At 64.8% G+C, this 15,398-nt stretch carries 15 protein-coding genes and 1 tRNA gene; 4 read left to right on the forward strand and 12 right to left on the reverse strand.

Going from position 1 to position 15,398, the window contains the following annotated elements; genetic code table 11:
- Positions 1-211 precede the first annotated feature (211 nt).
- The gene (locus tag DSM100688_RS07695) at positions 212-565 is read left to right on the forward strand and encodes an endonuclease domain-containing protein (protein WP_152358521.1); all 354 of its coding nucleotides are present in this window, start codon (positions 212-214) and stop codon (positions 563-565) included.
- Positions 566-700: 135 nt separating this feature from the next.
- On the opposite strand, the gene era is transcribed toward DSM100688_RS07695, so the two are convergent.
- From era to DSM100688_RS07725, 6 genes are all read right to left on the reverse strand, one after another.
- Positions 701-1,723: a GTPase Era gene (era, locus tag DSM100688_RS07700; protein WP_239519398.1), complete on the reverse strand. Its 1,023-nt coding sequence runs from the start codon at positions 1,721-1,723 to the stop codon at positions 701-703.
- 1 nt (position 1,724) lies between these two features.
- Complete coding sequence (locus DSM100688_RS07705) at positions 1,725-3,164, reverse strand: hemolysin family protein (protein ID WP_152358522.1); 1,440 nt, start codon at positions 3,162-3,164, stop codon at positions 1,725-1,727.
- Between the two features lie 128 nt (positions 3,165-3,292).
- Entirely contained in the window at positions 3,293-3,838 is a 546-nt protein-coding gene (gene ybeY / locus DSM100688_RS07710; RefSeq protein WP_152358523.1) for an rRNA maturation RNase YbeY, read from the reverse strand.
- The gene (locus DSM100688_RS07715; protein WP_152358524.1) at positions 3,835-5,097 is read right to left on the reverse strand and encodes a PhoH family protein; all 1,263 of its coding nucleotides are present in this window, start codon (positions 5,095-5,097) and stop codon (positions 3,835-3,837) included. The genes ybeY and DSM100688_RS07715 overlap by 4 nt, the downstream gene beginning before the upstream one ends.
- A 9-nt stretch (positions 5,098-5,106) precedes the next feature.
- Positions 5,107-5,445: a histidine triad nucleotide-binding protein gene (locus DSM100688_RS07720; protein WP_152358525.1), complete on the reverse strand. Its 339-nt coding sequence runs from the start codon at positions 5,443-5,445 to the stop codon at positions 5,107-5,109.
- 129 nt (positions 5,446-5,574) lie between these two features.
- The gene (locus DSM100688_RS07725) at positions 5,575-6,369 is read right to left on the reverse strand and encodes a 16S rRNA (uracil(1498)-N(3))-methyltransferase (RefSeq protein WP_152358526.1); all 795 of its coding nucleotides are present in this window, start codon (positions 6,367-6,369) and stop codon (positions 5,575-5,577) included.
- Positions 6,370-6,488: 119 nt separating this feature from the next.
- Between DSM100688_RS07725 and DSM100688_RS07730 the strand changes: the two genes are divergently transcribed.
- The 3 genes from DSM100688_RS07730 to glgC all read left to right on the forward strand — a co-directional run bounded on the left by DSM100688_RS07730 (position 6,489) and on the right by glgC (position 8,942).
- Positions 6,489-6,576 (forward strand) — tRNA-Leu (locus tag DSM100688_RS07730).
- Between the two features lie 95 nt (positions 6,577-6,671).
- Positions 6,672-7,538, forward strand: coding sequence for a TrmH family RNA methyltransferase (locus DSM100688_RS07735; protein WP_152358527.1), 867 nt, complete (start codon positions 6,672-6,674; stop codon positions 7,536-7,538).
- A 132-nt stretch (positions 7,539-7,670) separates the two neighbouring features.
- Positions 7,671-8,942: a glucose-1-phosphate adenylyltransferase gene (glgC, locus tag DSM100688_RS07740; protein ID WP_275575913.1), complete on the forward strand. Its 1,272-nt coding sequence runs from the start codon at positions 7,671-7,673 to the stop codon at positions 8,940-8,942.
- 167 nt (positions 8,943-9,109) lie between these two features.
- Here glgC and DSM100688_RS07745 read toward each other — a convergent pair whose 3' ends face one another.
- The 6 genes from DSM100688_RS07745 to sufB form a co-directional block, all read right to left on the reverse strand.
- Entirely contained in the window at positions 9,110-9,712 is a 603-nt protein-coding gene (locus DSM100688_RS07745; protein ID WP_420837494.1) for a metal-sulfur cluster assembly factor, read from the reverse strand.
- A 74-nt stretch (positions 9,713-9,786) separates the two neighbouring features.
- Positions 9,787-10,335, reverse strand: a complete 549-nt coding sequence (gene sufU / locus DSM100688_RS07750; protein WP_152358530.1) for a Fe-S cluster assembly sulfur transfer protein SufU — start codon at positions 10,333-10,335, stop codon at positions 9,787-9,789.
- 3 nt (positions 10,336-10,338) lie between these two features.
- Positions 10,339-11,610 (reverse strand): cysteine desulfurase, encoded by a 1,272-nt coding sequence (locus DSM100688_RS07755; RefSeq protein WP_152358531.1) that lies wholly within the window; start codon positions 11,608-11,610, stop codon positions 10,339-10,341.
- Positions 11,611-11,761: 151 nt separating this feature from the next.
- Positions 11,762-12,541, reverse strand: coding sequence for a Fe-S cluster assembly ATPase SufC (gene sufC / locus DSM100688_RS07760; protein WP_152358532.1), 780 nt, complete (start codon positions 12,539-12,541; stop codon positions 11,762-11,764).
- A 42-nt stretch (positions 12,542-12,583) separates the two neighbouring features.
- Positions 12,584-13,813 carry a Fe-S cluster assembly protein SufD gene (gene sufD, locus DSM100688_RS07765; protein WP_152358533.1) on the reverse strand — a complete coding sequence of 410 codons (1,230 nt, stop codon included), beginning with the start codon at positions 13,811-13,813 and terminating at the stop codon, positions 12,584-12,586.
- 5 nt (positions 13,814-13,818) lie between these two features.
- A complete protein-coding gene (sufB, locus tag DSM100688_RS07770) occupies positions 13,819-15,273 on the reverse strand; it encodes a Fe-S cluster assembly protein SufB (RefSeq protein ID WP_051923850.1) in 1,455 nt (484 codons plus the stop codon).
- Between the last annotated feature and the right edge of the window lie 125 nt (positions 15,274-15,398).

Raw genomic sequence — 15,398 nt, forward strand, 5'->3', positions numbered from 1 at the left:
ATACCTGTCACGACGTGCTTTACACATCTCATTACGGGTTGCGTATTCAACCCCGTCGAACACCCACTTGCCCACCTGAATCTCCTTCCCAGATCATCAGGTGTTGCAACGATCACTAGAACCCGCCAGGCGGCTCCCCTCTGTGAGGGGAGCTGTCGGCGAAGCCGACTGAGGGGAGCCACCAGACCAGCCCATTCGCTATGCTGACCCAATGCCTGCATATGACAAGCGCAATGTCGCACTCGCCAAACAGCTGCGTCGATCCATGACACCATGGGAGCGCAAACTCTGGTACGAATATCTGAGATCGCGCCCGGAACATTTCCGCAGGCAAAAGCCCATACATCGCTATATCGCCGATTTCAGTTGCGAACAGGCGAAACTCGTCATCGAACTGGACGGTGGCGGACATTATACGGACGTGCAACGTGCCAAGGATGCCGCACGCACGGCGGATCTTGAACGCGCAGGATTCACGGTATTGCGATTTTCCAACTATGACGTCGATACGAATTTCGAGGGAGTGTGTGAGGTCATTGAACGCGTGTTGGCATCTGGGTCCTAATACGCCGCTCCCCTCAGTCCGCTACGCGGACAGCTCCCCTCGGAGAGGGGAGCCACGCCTCACCACTCTGGCTCCCCTCTGTGAGGGAACCACCAGCATCAACAGTATCGGCCGCGCGAATGCACGGCCGATACCTTAGAATCCTAGCTTCTCCAACTGCTTAGGATCGGACTGCCAGCCTTTGGCGACCTTGACGTGCAGGTCGAGCTTGGCCTTGCCGCCGACGATGCGGTTGACGGGCGTGCGCAGCTTCTTCTTGACACGCACGAGATGTTCCGCGCCCTTGCCGATGATGATCGGCTTCTGCGAGTCGCGTTCCACGTACACGGACACGAGCACGTGGATCTTGCCGTCGTAGGCTGCACCCGATTCGTTGTCCTGCGGGTATTCGATCGAGTCGACGACCACGGCCAGCGAATGCGGCAGCTCGTCGTCGAGCTCCTCGAGGAACGCACCGCGCACGAGTTCGGCGATCGTCTCCTCGGGCCGTTCCTCGCTGATCTGGTCGTCCGGGTACATCTGCGGGCCTTCGGGCGTGTGATCGATGAGCACGTTCTTCACTTCGTTGAGGTTGTCGTGCTCGAGCGCGCTGACCGGCACGATATCCGCGAAGTCGGCGAATTCATTGATCTCGATGAGCTTGGCAATGAGCTGCTCACGATTCAGCTCGTCGATCTTGGTGACGATCGCGATGAGCGGCACCTTCCATTTGAACGTGCCGTCGTCGCGCTTGGTCGCGAAATCGGCGCGCAGGCGGCTCAGAATACGGCGGTCGCCGGGGCCGATCTCCTGATCGGCGGGCAGCAGGAACGCGATCACGTCCACGTCGGACAGGGACTCCTCGACGATGTCGTTGAGCCGCTGGCCGAGCAGCGTGCGCGGCCGGTGGATGCCCGGCGTGTCGACCAGCACGAGCTGCGCGTTGTCGGTGGTGAGGATGCCGCGGATGGCCTTGCGCGTGGTTTCCGGACGGGACGACGCGATGGCGATCTGCTTGCCGATCAAGGCGTTGATCAGCGTGGACTTGCCGACGTTCGGACGGCCGACCACGGCCACGAAGCCGGAACGGTACGGCTGTTCGCCCTGCACCGGGCCGTCGTTCGCCGCCGCGTTCGGCGTCTCGTCCACGTCGTCGACGTGCTGTTCGGTATCGCTCATGTCACTCCTTGTCGTCATCGCGACCGCCGCGATGCTGTTCGTTCGTCTCGTCGCCGCGTTCGGCGTCGTCTTCATCGGATGATTCGTCATCATTCCCGACGCCCTCGACGTGCGCCGGCTCCACGACGATCGTGGACACCTTCTTGCGTCGGCCGGCGGAGTCCACGGCGGTCAGGCGTAGGCCACGCGTCACGGCCGACGCGCCGACGATCGGCACCCGGCCGATCAGCTTGGTCAGCAGACCGTACACCGTGTCCACATCGTCCTCGTCGATGTCGATCTCGAAGATCTCCTCGAGGTCGGCGATCGGCGTGCGCGCAGGCATGCTCCACTTGTGTTCGCCGATCTTTTCGGGTTCGGCGTGCTGCGTGCGGTCATGTTCGTCCTCAAGCTCGCCCACGATCTGTTCGATCGCGTCCTCGATGGTCACGAGACCCGCGATGCCGCCGTATTCGTCCACGACGATGGCCACATGCTGGCGGGTGCGCTGCATCTCGTGGAACAGGTCGTCCACGGGCTTGGATTCGGGCACGAGCATCGGCTGGCGGATGATCGACGCGACCTCGCGACCGGTCGCCGCGGGATTGAACGCCGTGGCCCGCACCGCATCCTTGAGATAGGCGACGCCGATCAGATCGTCCACGTCGTCGCCGATCACCGGCACGCGGGAGAACCCGGAGCGCGAGCACAACTTGAGCATGCTTTCAAGGGTCTCGGTCTTCTCGATGCAGATCATGTCGGTGCGCGGCACCATGATCTCGCGCGTGAGCGTCTCCGACAGGGTGAGCACGTTGCGCAGCATCTCGGAGACTTCCGGGTCGAAATCGTTCGCTTCGACGAGCCGGTCGATGGTGGCGCGGCCCTGTTCGAGCTGGATCTTCTCGAGTTCCTCGTCGTCGGACAGGTCGGAGTCGCGGTCGCGCTTCTTCGGGTCACGCTGGCCGCCGATGCGGGCGAACGGGGTCAGCCATGCGGCGATCGACACGAGCGTGGCACGGCCGAGCATGATGTCGACCGGCTTGAGCGCCCCGGCGGACCGCGGGCGCACGAGAATCGACACGACGCCGACGATGATCGCGAACACGAATCCGGCGAGCAGTTCCGCCCACATCGGCGCCTCGAACAATGCGGCGATGCAGGCGACGAGCACGCCGTCGAGCACGTTGCAGGCGATGCGGAAGAACGCGCAGGAGCCGGCGGTGGCGTACCGGTCGGCGATGAGATGCTGCACCTTGTGGATGCGGTCGATCTTCTTCATGCGCAGGAACTGCGAGGTTTCGGAATCCGTCTGCACTTCGAGGATCAGGTTGTTGAGGCTGGCCCGCGTGACACGGGAGACCGCACCTTCGGCGGCGGCCAGGGTGAGCGACAACCAGACCAGCAGGGCCGCGACGATGATCAGGGTGATGGTCAGCACGATGGCCGACGTGTCAGCAGGCATGGGGTTTCCGATTCCTTAGATTGTGGTTGCGATGGTGGGGTTGCGTGTTGGATGTGTGGATTGGATGCGCGATGGGCGGATGACTGTTCGGATTCGACCCGTCGCCCGCCCGCCGACCGGCCCCGGGCTCAGTGCCCGAGCTGCCGGTTGGTGCCGTGCACCGCTTCGTATTCGGCGAGCGCGTCCGCCGATCCGGGCGGCAGGACGACGGGGTCGCCGATGCTTTGGCGTACGGCGATGAAGGTGAGCAGCAGCTGACGCTGCAGGCCGAACATCTGGCGTTCCTGATCGGGGCCGACGTGGTCGTAGCCGAGCAGGTGGAGGATGCCGTGGATGGTGAGCAGCATCATCTCCTCGAGCGTGCTGTGCCCGGCCGCGGCGGCCTGCTGAGCGGCCACCCACGGGCAGATCACGAGGTCGCCGAGCACGCCTTCCATCACGGTTTTGCCGTCGCCGGGGCGCAGCTCGTCCATGGGGAAGCTCATCACGTCGGTCGGCCCTTCGAGGTTCATCCAGCGTTCGTGCAGTTCGGCGATCGGTTCGGGGTCGACGAACAGGATGGTCAGGTCGGACTGGGTGCTTACGCGCATCTGGTCCATCACCCAGATGCCGAGGTCGGAGAACACCTTGGGATCGATGGTCCATACGGTTTCGTTGGCGACGTCGACGCTCATCGGATGCGTTCCTTTCCTGTCGTTGCGGTCGCGGCGGCCATGGCAGGCGTCGCAGCGCCCTCCCCTGCCGGCGGTCCGGCGTAGGCGGCGCGCTGCTTCATCTCCCCGTGCTCGCGACGGGCCTTGGTGCTGTGGTCGCCGGCGATGGCCGAATGCCGGTCGTAGGCGGCGACGATCTCGCCGACGAGTCGGTGGCGCACCACGTCGGCCGCCTCGAGGTGCGCGAACGCGATGTCGTCGATGCCGCCGAGGATGTGCTCGATGGTGGCGAGCCCCGACCGGGGCACGGTCAGATCGACCTGCGTGATGTCGCCGGTGATGACCATCGTCGTGTTGAAGCCGAGTCGGGTGAGGAACATCTTCATCTGCTGCTCAGTCGTGTTCTGCGCCTCGTCGAGGATCACAAACGCGTCGTTGAGTGTGCGGCCGCGCATGTAGGCGAGCGGCGCGACCTCGATCGTGCCGTCGTCCATGTACCGGCGCAGCTGGTCGGAGCCGAGCATGTCGGACAGGGCGTCGTACAACGGGCGCAGGTACGGATCGACCTTCTCGTTGAGCGTGCCCGGCAGGAAGCCGAGGTTCTCGCCCGCTTCGACGGCCGGACGGGTCAGGATGATGCGCCGGATGCGCCGGATGCGCCGTTCCTGAAACGCCTGCACGGCCTTGGCGACGGCGAGGTACGTCTTGCCGGTGCCGGCAGGGCCGATGGCGAACGTAATCGTATGCGATTCGATGGCGTTCACGTAGGCGATCTGGCCGGCGGTCTTCGCACGCACGGGCTGGCCGAGCGCGAACGTGATGACGCCCGGCACGCGCGGCTTGCGCTGGTCGTGCGCATCGCGGCCGTCGGCACGATGGTCGTGGTCGGCCCGTCGCGCCGCCTGCGTGGCCTGCGCCTCACGTTGCGCCGCGTACGGAGCGCCATTCGTCCGCGATCTGTCCACGGCGCGTTCGGCGAAGCGTTCCTGCCGCACGCGGTTCGGCAGCACCTGCTGGTCGAGCAGCCGGCGCACGGTGTCAGCGTCCATGGGCGCGCCGTAGGCGGCCTGGATGATCGTGTGGATCACGTCTTCGGCCTGTGCCGCCTGCGGTTCCGACTGGCGGGATCGCGAGGTGATCGCGACGCGGTTGCCGCGCACGACGATGTCCAGATCGGGGAAGGCCCGTTCGATCTCGCGCAGCACCTCGTCCACGGGTCCGAGGACGGCGACCGGGTCAAGTTCGGTGGGGATGGTGATGGTTCGTGTCGTTGTCGCCACTGGGCTCCTCTACTCGTCCAGGGTCTCGCCGGTCAGCACGTGCGCATGCACGTGAAAGACCGTCTGTCCGGCGTCGAGGCCGGTGTTGAAGATCAGCCGGTATGCGCCGTGGAACTCCTGATCGGCGATGGACTGCGCGACCTCGACGATGTGCGCCAGTTCGGCCGGATCGTCCTTGGCGAGTTCGGCGACGTTCGCGTAGTGCTTGCGCGGCACGATGAGCACGTGCACCTTCGCCTTGGGGTTGATGTCCTTGAACGCGTAGGTGGTGTCGTCCTCGTACACCTTGGTGCTGGGGATATCCCCGGCGATGATCTTGCAGAACAGGCAGTCCGTCGACTCGCTCATCTTCGCTCCTTCGAGTGGCATGCGCGCCGCTGGCGCGGCGCTTCGGTTCTGGGCACCATGCTATTGCGCAGGCACGTCAATTTCGCCCGCGGCCCGATCGGCGGCCGGCGCACGACCGGCCGGCCCGGGCTAGAATCGTCCGAGGGCGCGCGACAGCAGCGACAGCGCCACGGGGCCGGCCGCCGACGCGCGCAGGATGTTCGTGCCGAGCACGCATACGCGGGCGCCGGCCGCGGTGAACTGTTCGATCTCGGCGTCCGCGATGCCGCCTTCCGGGCCGACCACGACGTTGACAGTGCGCGGCCTGCCGTCGTCCAGGCACCGGTCGGACAGCTCCCGTACGGCCTGTTCGATGCCGTCCCACGTATCGGTCGCGTCCTGATGCAGAACGACCACCAGATCGCCGTGCACGCAGGCGCGCCGGCAGATGGCCACCACCTGCTTGGAGGACACGCAGTCGGCCAGCTCGGGCTTCCATGCGCGCCGGGATTGTTCGGTGGCGGCGGCCAGCACCTGATCCCATTTGCGGTCGGTGCGGCCCGCCTTCCATTTGGCGATGGACCGGTCGGCCTGCCAGGGGATCACCTGGTCCACGCCGATCTGCGTGGCCACGTCGATCGCCTGTTCATCGTGGCCGTTCTTCGCGAGCGCCTGGATGAGCGCGAGCCGGGTGACCGGCTGCGGTTCGCGGCCTACCTCGCGCACTTCGGCGAGCCCGCTGCCGGCGTCGGTCAGCACGGCGGCGATGCGCAGGCCGGCGCCGTCCGACAGGTCGAATTCGTCGCCGTCCGTCAACCGCATCGCCTGTACGGCGTGCCGGCGTACGGATGCGGGCAGGGTGATCTTCCACCCGGTGTTGAGTTCGTCGCTGTTGACCGGCACGTCGTCCTGGGCCGGATCGAAAAGAAACAGTGGATTCGTCATGCGCACTACGCTACACAAAACGGCGGAGTTCCAACGCGACACGCCGATACTACGTCACGATTTGACGATGACATGGGGCGTCGGTATAGTTTCACATCGTTGTCTGAACAACGCAACCTGTCCGGGTGGCGGAATGGTAGACGCGCTAGCTTGAGGTGCTAGTGCCTATTTTATACAGGCGTGTGGGTTCAAGTCCCATCTCGGACACTGGAACAACCCCGTGGAAACACGGGGTTTTCTTGTATCTGCCGGCCGATCACGCATGGTCGATCGGTCCACTCCCCCGAGCGAAAGGTCCGCGCATGCGGTTCATCACCATCGAGTCCATCGACGACGAGCGCGTCGCGGCCTATACCAATCTCACCGAAATCCAGTTGCGCAACCGTCTCGAGCCGGCCAAGGGCCTGTTCATCGCCGAATCCCCCAAGGTCATCGACCGGGCGCTGGCCGCCGGCCGCGAACCGATCTCGCTGCTGGTCGAGGAGCCTTGGATCGACGGCATGGCCGATACGTTCGCGTTCGTGGACGAGCATTGGGGCACGGACGTTCCCGTGTACGTCGCCTCTCCCGAACAGTTGAAGCAGCTCACCGGCTATCGCCTGCACCGCGGCGCGCTGGCCGCGATGCGACGCTGGCCGTTGCCGTCCGTGGCCGACGTGTGCGCCGGCGCCCGCCGCGTGGCCGTCATGGAGAACATCGTCGACCATACAAACGTCGGCGCGCTCATGCGTTCGGCCGCCGCGCTTGACGTGGACGCCGTGCTGGTGACCCCGTCCTGCGGCGATCCGTTGTACCGCCGCGCCGCCCGCGTGTCGATGGGCACCGTGTTCCAGATCCCGTGGACGCGCATCGGCATGGAGTCGAGGCATGCGTGGCCGTTCGAAGGATTGAGGGAGCTGCACGATCTCGGCTTCACCACCGTGGCGATGGCGCTGACCGATGATTCGATCAGTCTCGACGAACTGGTGCGCCGGTTGAACAACGACGCGACCGAATCGGATCATATCGACAGGCTGGCGCTGATCTTCGGCACCGAGGGCGACGGGCTGAGCCGGCACACCATCGCGAACGCCGATCTGACGGTGAAGATCCCGATGAGCCACGGCGTGGATTCGCTCAACGTGGCCGCATCGAGCGCGGTCGCCTTCTATTCGACCAGAGTTCGCTGAAAAGTCACGAAAATAACGGCGACATGCCCGTGGTGTTGCCTTGCGTGTCGCCGAATTTGTGCGAGTATTGACAGTGTCGCCCCTGCGATGAAGCGTGGGTGCAAAGCAGTTCGGTGTCGCGAGACGCTGTGGATGACCAAAAGAGAGGAGCATCGGATGGCGAAAAACAAGCAGAAGATTCTGTCCATCGTCCTGGCGGGCGGTGAAGGGACGCGCCTGATGCCGTTGACCCGTGATCGTGCGAAGCCCGCAGTCCCCTTCGGAGGCGTGTTCCGTCTGATCGATTTTCCGCTGAGTAATCTGGTGAATTCGGATTACCGCCACATCATCGTGCTCACGCAGTACAAGTCGCATTCGCTCGACCGTCACATCTCGCAGATGTGGCGCTTCTCCTCCCTGCTGGGCAACTACGTGTCCCCGGTGCCGGCGCAGCAGCGTCTCGGCAAGCACTGGTATCTTGGCTCGGCCGACGCGATCTACCAGACCATCAACATCATCGAGGACGTGCAGCCCGACATCGTCGTGATCGTCGGCGCCGATCATGTCTACCGCATGGACTTCGGCCAGATGGTGCAACAGCACATCGAATCCGGCGCCGAGTTCACGGTCGCCGGCATCCGCCAGCCGATCGCCCAGTCGAACCAGTTCGGCGTGATCAGCGTGGACCCGGACCACCCGAACCAGATCCGCGAGTTCCAGGAGAAGCCGGCCACGACCGAGGGTCTGCCGGACGACCCGAACTCGTTCCTCGCCTCGATGGGCAACTACGTGGCCAACACCGATGCGCTGTTCGACGCGCTCGCCAAGGACGAGAAGGCCGAGGACACCAAGCACGACATGGGCGGCGACATCGCCCCGTACTTCGCAGCGCGCGGCGAGGCCGGCGTGTACGACTTCAACACGAACGTCATCCCGGGCGCGACGGAGACCGACCACGCCTACTGGCGCGACGTGGGCACCATCAAGCAGTTCTACGATGCGCACATGGATCTGATCGCCTATGTGCCCGAGTTCAACCTGTACAACCAGGCATGGCCGATCTACACGGACTCCGGCACCCTACCGCCGGCCAAGTTCGTGCACGCCGGCCGTGACCGCCTCGGCCACGCGACCGATTCGATCGTCTCCCCCGGCGTGATCGTCTCCGGCGGCGAGGTGCACCATTCGGTGCTCTCTCCGAACGTGCGCATCCACTCGTGGGCGCAGGTCGTCGACTCCGTGCTGTTCGACGGCGTGATCATCAACCGTCGTGCGCGCGTGTACAAGGCGATCCTCGACAAGAACGTCGTACTCACCGAGAACTCGACCGTCGGCATCGACACCGAGCATGATCTGGCGCGCGGCTTCACGGTGACGCCGGAAGGCATCACCGTCGTGCCGAAGGGCACCATCGTCGACGACTGATCGACGTTCGGCTCCTACAGTAAAGGCCCCGGTCATATGACCGGGGCCTTTCGCTATCTCCGGCTCCCCCTCTCCGAGGGGAGCTGTCAGCGCAGCGGACTTGAGGGGAGCGACGAGGACCAGCTGTTCAGTCAGTTCGTGCAGCCAGTCCCCCTCCCCTGCATCGATCAGTACTTCGGCAGGTTGTCGAAGTTGAAGCCGAGCGCGGCGAGCTGTTCGCGGCCCTCCGGCGTGATCTTGTCCATCGTCCAGCGCGGCTGCCACGTCCAGTCGATGCGGAATTCCTCGACCAGACCGGCGAGCGTGCTCGCGCACTCGTCCTCGATGAGGTCGGTGAGCGGGCAGGCGGGCGTGGTGAGCGTCATGGTGATGATCGCGCGGCCGAGCTCGTCGATCTCGATGCCGTACACCAGGCCAAGGTCGATCACGTCGATGCCGAGTTCAGGGTCGATGACCTGATGCAGGGCCTCCTTGACATCGGCGGCGGTGGCGCGGCCGATGTCGTCAACGGCCTTGAGCGGGATGTCGTCCTCGCTGCTGTGCTCGTCGCCGTGGCCGCATTCGCTCTTCGGATGGCGGCCGCATGCGCACATCTCGACGTCGCCGTCGGCCTTCGCCCCGGCGTTCGGATCGGGGCGGCCGTTGGGGAATCCCGCAGCAAGGTTCGGATTGGCCATCACGCGACGCGCGGCCTCCTCGTCACCCAGCACTTCGTTCACGGCGTCGAACACCGAAGGCTCGGGTTCGGGAACCAGATTGTCGCTCATCATTCACTCCAAACATTGATGGAAGGTACGAAAACCTTTGGGATCCAGCTTACCGCACGGACTTGGCCGTGGCACGGTTACTTCGCCGCCAGCGCCTTGGCCACGGAGTCGCGCATGCCCTCCCAGCCGAGCAGGGCGCATTTGATGCGCATCGGATACTTGGAGACACCCTGGAACACGACCGCGTCCTCGAGTTTCTCCTCCTTGGCGTCGTCGTTGAGTCCGGCGCCGCGCGATTCCATGAGCTCATGGAAGTCGCGGAACAGTTCCATCGCCTCGTCCACGGTCTTGCCGGCGCACAGGTCGACCATCACCGACAGGCTGGCCTGCGAGATGGAACAGCCGTGGCCGTCCCATACGAGCCGTTCGATGCGATGCGGTTCGGCGTCGGACACCTCCGCATGCACGGTCGCCTCGTCGCCGCAGGTCGGGTTGAACTGGTGGGATTCGCCCGGCGTGCAGTATTCGTGGGTGGCGCGGATGGTGGTGTCGCCGGCCTTCGCCGCATCCTCCGACGCCAGATCGGGCGCGAAGGACTCACGGCCGTGCGGATCGCGCGCCGCCTCGAGAATGACCTCCTGGTACATCTGTTCCAGTTCGTCGCCGCTCATGCCAAAATCACTCATATATCACACCTTAAAGAACGGACGGACCTTCGCCACGACCTCGATCAGCGCGGCCGCGTCCTCGACGCTGTTGTACACGCCGCTCGACGCGCGGTTGGACGCATACAGGCCGAAGTGGCGGTGCACCGGCTGGGCGCAGTGGTGGCCGACACGGATGGCGATGCCCTGCGCGTCGATGAACTGGCCGACGTCATGCGGGTGCACGCCGGCCACGTCGAACGCGACGGTGCCGATACGGTCCACGTTCTCGCGCGGCCCGAGGATGCGCACGCCGTCGATGTCGCCGAGCTTGAGCAGTTCGGCGGCGATCGTCCTCTCGTGCGCTTCGATGTTCTCCAAACCGATGCTCATCATCCATTCGGCGGCGACGCCGGCGGCCACGACCTGCGCGACCGGCTGCGTGCCGGCCTCGAAGCGTGCCGGCGGCTCCATGTACTGCGCGGGTTGGTCCATCCACGCGAGTTCGACCATCGACCCGCCGAAGTTCGCCGGCGGCAGGGCCTCGAGCAACTCGCGCTTGCCGTACAGGAATCCGACGCCGGTCGGCCCGTACATCTTGTGTGCGCTCCACGCGGCGAAGTCGACGTCCAGCGCGTGGAAGTCGACCTTGAGGTGCGGCACCGACTGGCAGGCGTCAAGGATGAACACGGCGCCGACCTCGTGGGCGCGGCGCACGATGGGCGCGATGTCGGTGATCGCGCCGGTGGTGTTGCCCACGTGCGTGACCGCCACGACCTTGGTGCGTTCGGTGATGACCTCGTCGGCCGTGTCGGAGCGGATGCGTCCGTCCTCGGTCAGGTCGAACCACTTGAGCGTGGCACCGGTACGGTAGGCCAGCTCCTGGAACGGCAGCAGCACCGAATGATGCTCGGCCTTGGACACGACGATCTCGTCGCCGGGCTTGAGGGCGAACCGCCTGGCCGCCGCTCCCCCGCGTCCGAGGCTGGCGTTGCCGAACGCGGTGGCGAGCAGGTTCAGGCCGGCGGTGGCGCCACCGGTGACGACGACCTCCTCCTGTCCCTCTTCGGCGTTCGCGCCGACGAGGCGCGCGACCTTGGCGCGGGCCTCCTCGAACGCCATGGTCGAGCGCGCCGCAAGCTCATGGGCGCCGCGGTGCACGCCGGCGTTGATCGTACGGTAGAAATTCGCCTCCGCGTCGATCACGCACTGCGGTTTCTGCGACGTCGCCGCCGAATCGAGATACACGAGCGGATGCCCGTGGATCTCCTGGTCCAGAATCGGGAATTGCGCCCGAATCGCTGCAAAATCAACCATCATTCCCCTTATTCAGCAAATGGAAAACGCGATATTCCGTATCAACGAGCGTGGGGCCGGGATGTTCCGTTTCCGACCGTATGACTTGGCCGAGCGGCCCGGAGCGTGTCGGGAATGGAACATCCCGGCCCCACGCGGTCACCGGAAACACTTACGCCAGCGCGGATTCGGAGTCGGCGCCTTCGGGCAGGTACGCGTCGTAGCCGTGTTCCTCGAGCTCGTCGGCCAACTCCGGGCCGCCGGTCTTGACGAAGTGGCCGTCGGCGAACACGTGCACGATGTCCGGCTTGATGTACTTGAGGATGCGCGTGTAGTGCGTGACCATGAGGATGCCGAAGTTGTTGGCCTCCTTGGCGCGGTTCACGCCTTCGGACACGATGCGCAGCGCGTCGACGTCGAGGCCCGAGTCGGTCTCGTCAAGGATCGCGAACTTGGGCTTGAGCAGTTCGAGCTGGAGCACTTCGGCGCGCTTCTTCTCACCGCCGGAGAAGCCCTCGTTGACGGAACGCGTGGCGAACTTCGGGTCCATGCGCAGACGCTTCATGGCTTCGGACAGTTCCTTGGTCCAGGTGCGGATGGCCGGCGCCTTGCCGTCGACCTCGGTCTTGGCGGTGCGCAGGAAGTTGGTCATCGACACGCCCGGCACCTCGACCGGGTACTGCATGGCGAGGAACAGGCCCTCCTTGGCGCGCTCGTCCGGGGTCTGCTTGAGGATGTCGACGCCGTCGAGCAGCACTTCACCCGAATCGACCTCGTACTTGGGGTGGCCGGCCAGCGTGTAGGCAAGCGTGGACTTGCCGGAGCCGTTGGGGCCCATGATGGCGTGCGTCTCGCCGGAGTTGACGGTCAGGTTCACGCCCTTGAGGATCTGCTTGCGGCCTTCCTTGGTTTCGACGGAGGCGTACAGGTCCTTGATTTCCAGAGTGGACATTGGATTCTCCTGTTACTGACGGATGTAAAGTCTGTGGTTGGGTTACTTGTCTTCGAGCACCGCCTGCATGGCCGCGTCCTCGCCGCGCGCGAGGCGACGATCGATCACGTCCATGAGGTGCTGGGCGACGGACGGTACGCCGATCTCCTCGACGAGTTCGCCGAAGAAGCCGCGCACGACGAGCTTGCGGGCTTCGGTTTCGGGGATGCCGCGCGACTGCAGGTAGAACAGTTCCTCGTCGTCGAAGCGGCCGACGGAGCTGGCATGGCCCGCGCCGATGATGTTGCCGTTCTCGATCTCGAGGTTCGGCTCGGAGTCGGCAATGGCACCCGGGGTGAGCACGAGGTTGCGGTTGAGCTCGTAGGAGTCAGTGCCGGGCGCGGTGGGCGCAATCAGGGCGTTGCCGACCCACGTGGAGTGCGCATCCTTGCCGTCGAGCGCGCCCTTGTAGACGACGCGCGACTTGCATTCGGGATGGTTGTGCACCACCATCGTGCGGTGCTCGATGTGCTCGCCCGGGTCGACGAAGTAGATGCCGAGCATGTTGAGGTCGCCTTGCGGACCGCCGAAGTCCTGATCCATGCGGATGCGCACGACGTCGCCGCCGAGCGTGACGACGGAGTGACGCAGCGAGGCGTTCTCGCCGACGTGGATACGGTGGTTGCCGACGTGCTTGGATCCCTTGTCCCATTCCTGGATGAACGTGGCGGAGACGTGGGAGTCCTTGCCGGTGGTGATTTCGACGCCTTCGGCCAGACGCGCCGTGCCGTTGTGCTCGACGACGACGTCGCCGTGCGTGCCGTCGGCGGCGGCGATGACCAGATGCAGCGCGTCGAGGTCCTCGCCACCGCCGATCACGCGGATGAGCACGGGCTGGGCGAGTTCGCCGCTCAGGTTGACGACGGTGGCGGTGTGGCCGGAGTTCCATTCGACGACGGAAGCGCGGTCGTTCGGCTTGGACACGGTGCCGGAGACGCCTTCGCCGAGCTTGGTCTGGCTGACGGTCACGTGCTTCGGGTCGACGGGCGTGCCGTCCACGTTGGAGATGACCAGCGTGGTCTCACCGCTGGGCTTGAACACGTCGAAGAATTCCTCGATGCGTTCGAGCGGCGTGTACCGCCAGTCCTCCTGCTTGCGAGTCGGCTGCGGGAAGTCGGCCACGTCGAACGAGCGCGGCTCCTTGTCGGCGCTCGACGGCATGGCCGCCGGGATCGCGTACGGGTCGTTCGGATCCGCGACGGGAATGTTGAGTTCAGTTGTGTTCGATGCCATGGGAATCAGCCCACCGATCCTTCCATCTGCAGTTCGACCAAACGGTTCAGTTCGAGCGCGTACTCCATCGGCAGCTCGCGGCTGATCGGCTCGACGAAGCCGCGCACGATCATGCCCATGGCCTCCTTCTCCTCGAGGCCGCGGCTCATCAGGTAGAACAGCTGGTCTTCGGAGACCTTGGAGACGGTCGCCTCGTGCGCCATCGTCACATCGTCCTCGCGCACGTCCACATGCGGGTACGTGTCGGAACGGCTGAAGTCGTCGACGAGCAGTGCGTCGCACACGGTCGAGTTCGACGAGCCGTACGCGCCGTCGACGATCTTGACGAGGCCGCGGTAGGCGGAGCGTCCGCCGCCGCGCGAAATCGACTTGGCGACGATCGTGGACTTGGTGTGCGGGGCAAGATGAATCATCTTCGCGCCGGTATCCTGATACTGGCCCTTGCCGGCGAAGCCGAGCGACATCGTGGATGCGGTGGCGTACGGTTCGGCGAGGATGCAGGCCGGGTACTTCATCGTGGCCTTGGAGCCGATGTTGCCGTCGACCCATTCCATCGTGCCGCCCTCGCGCACGTAGGCGCGCTGGGTGACGAGGTTGTACACGTTGTTCGACCAGTTCTGCACGGTGGTGTAGCGCACGCGCGCGTGCTTCTCGACGATGATCTCGACGATGGCCGCGTGCAGCGAGTCCTCGGACCAGATCGGCGCGGTGCAGCCTTCGACGTAATGCACGTACGAGCCTTCGTCGGCGATGATGAGCGTGCGTTCGAACTGGCCCATGGCCGGCGTGTTGATGCGGAAGTACGCCTGCAGCGGGATATCGACGTGCACGCCCTTCGGCACGTACACGAACGAGCCGCCGGACCATGCGGCGGTGTTGAGCGCGCCGAACTTGTTGTCCTCGGGGCTGACGACGGTGCCGAAGTACTTGCGCACGAGGTCGGGGTATTCGCGCACGGCGGTGTCGGTGTCGACGAAGATCACGCCCTGCTTCTTGAGGTCCTCCTGAATGGAGTTGTAGATGACCTCGGACTCGTACTGCGCGGCCACGCCGGAGACGAGGCGCTTCTTCTCGGCCTCCGGGATGCCGAGGCGGTCGTAGGTGGAGCGGATGTCGTCCGGCAGCTCCTCCCACGTCTTGGCCTGCTTGTCGATCGGCTTGACGTAGTACTTGAAGTCGTCGGCATTGAAGCCGCTCAGATCGACGCCCCAGTCGGGCATCGGCTTGTCAAGGAACGCCTTGAACCCGCGCAGACGCATGTCGAGCATCCACTGAGGCTCGCCCTTGTCGGCGCTGATGGCGCGCACGACGTTCTCGTCGATGCCGCGCTTCGCGGCCTCGCCGGCGGCGTCGGAATCATGCCAGCCATAGCTGTAGTCGCCGAACTGCTGGATGATCTCGTCATCCTGTTTGATCTTCTCCTCGTTGACGCGTGCACGATCGGCCACATACTGGCTCATCTCCACGTCAGCCGCGGCGTTTGGCGCTTGGTTTTCGCTCACCGTACGCTTCCCTCCAATCGACTTCACAAAGTTCCTACGTAAACCTAACAGATACCGGGGTCCGACTCCAGCACACACGTCGA

This window comes from Bifidobacterium ramosum (genome assembly GCF_009299505.1).
Classification (GTDB): Bacteria; Actinomycetota; Actinomycetes; order Actinomycetales; family Bifidobacteriaceae; genus Bifidobacterium; species Bifidobacterium ramosum.

Coding starts and splice junctions, on each gene's coding strand:
- era (WP_239519398.1), bottom strand. CDS start 1,723: ATGAGCGATACCGAACAGCACGTCGACGACGTGGACGAGACGCCGAAC.
- DSM100688_RS07745 (WP_420837494.1), bottom strand. CDS start 9,712: ATGATGAGCGACAATCTGGTTCCCGAACCCGAGCCTTCGGTGTTCGAC.
- DSM100688_RS07725 (WP_152358526.1), bottom strand. CDS start 6,369: ATGACGAATCCACTGTTTCTTTTCGATCCGGCCCAGGACGACGTGCCG.
- glgC (WP_275575913.1), top strand. CDS start 7,671: ATGACCAAAAGAGAGGAGCATCGGATGGCGAAAAACAAGCAGAAGATT.
- sufB (WP_051923850.1), bottom strand. CDS start 15,273: ATGAGCCAGTATGTGGCCGATCGTGCACGCGTCAACGAGGAGAAGATC.
- DSM100688_RS07695 (WP_152358521.1), top strand. CDS start 212: ATGCCTGCATATGACAAGCGCAATGTCGCACTCGCCAAACAGCTGCGT.
- ybeY (WP_152358523.1), bottom strand. CDS start 3,838: ATGAGCGTCGACGTCGCCAACGAAACCGTATGGACCATCGATCCCAAG.
- sufC (WP_152358532.1), bottom strand. CDS start 12,541: ATGTCCACTCTGGAAATCAAGGACCTGTACGCCTCCGTCGAAACCAAG.
- DSM100688_RS07735 (WP_152358527.1), top strand. CDS start 6,672: ATGCGGTTCATCACCATCGAGTCCATCGACGACGAGCGCGTCGCGGCC.
- sufU (WP_152358530.1), bottom strand. CDS start 10,335: ATGAGTGATTTTGGCATGAGCGGCGACGAACTGGAACAGATGTACCAG.
- sufD (WP_152358533.1), bottom strand. CDS start 13,813: ATGGCATCGAACACAACTGAACTCAACATTCCCGTCGCGGATCCGAAC.
- DSM100688_RS07755 (WP_152358531.1), bottom strand. CDS start 11,610: ATGGTTGATTTTGCAGCGATTCGGGCGCAATTCCCGATTCTGGACCAG.
- DSM100688_RS07705 (WP_152358522.1), bottom strand. CDS start 3,164: ATGCCTGCTGACACGTCGGCCATCGTGCTGACCATCACCCTGATCATC.
- DSM100688_RS07720 (WP_152358525.1), bottom strand. CDS start 5,445: ATGAGCGAGTCGACGGACTGCCTGTTCTGCAAGATCATCGCCGGGGAT.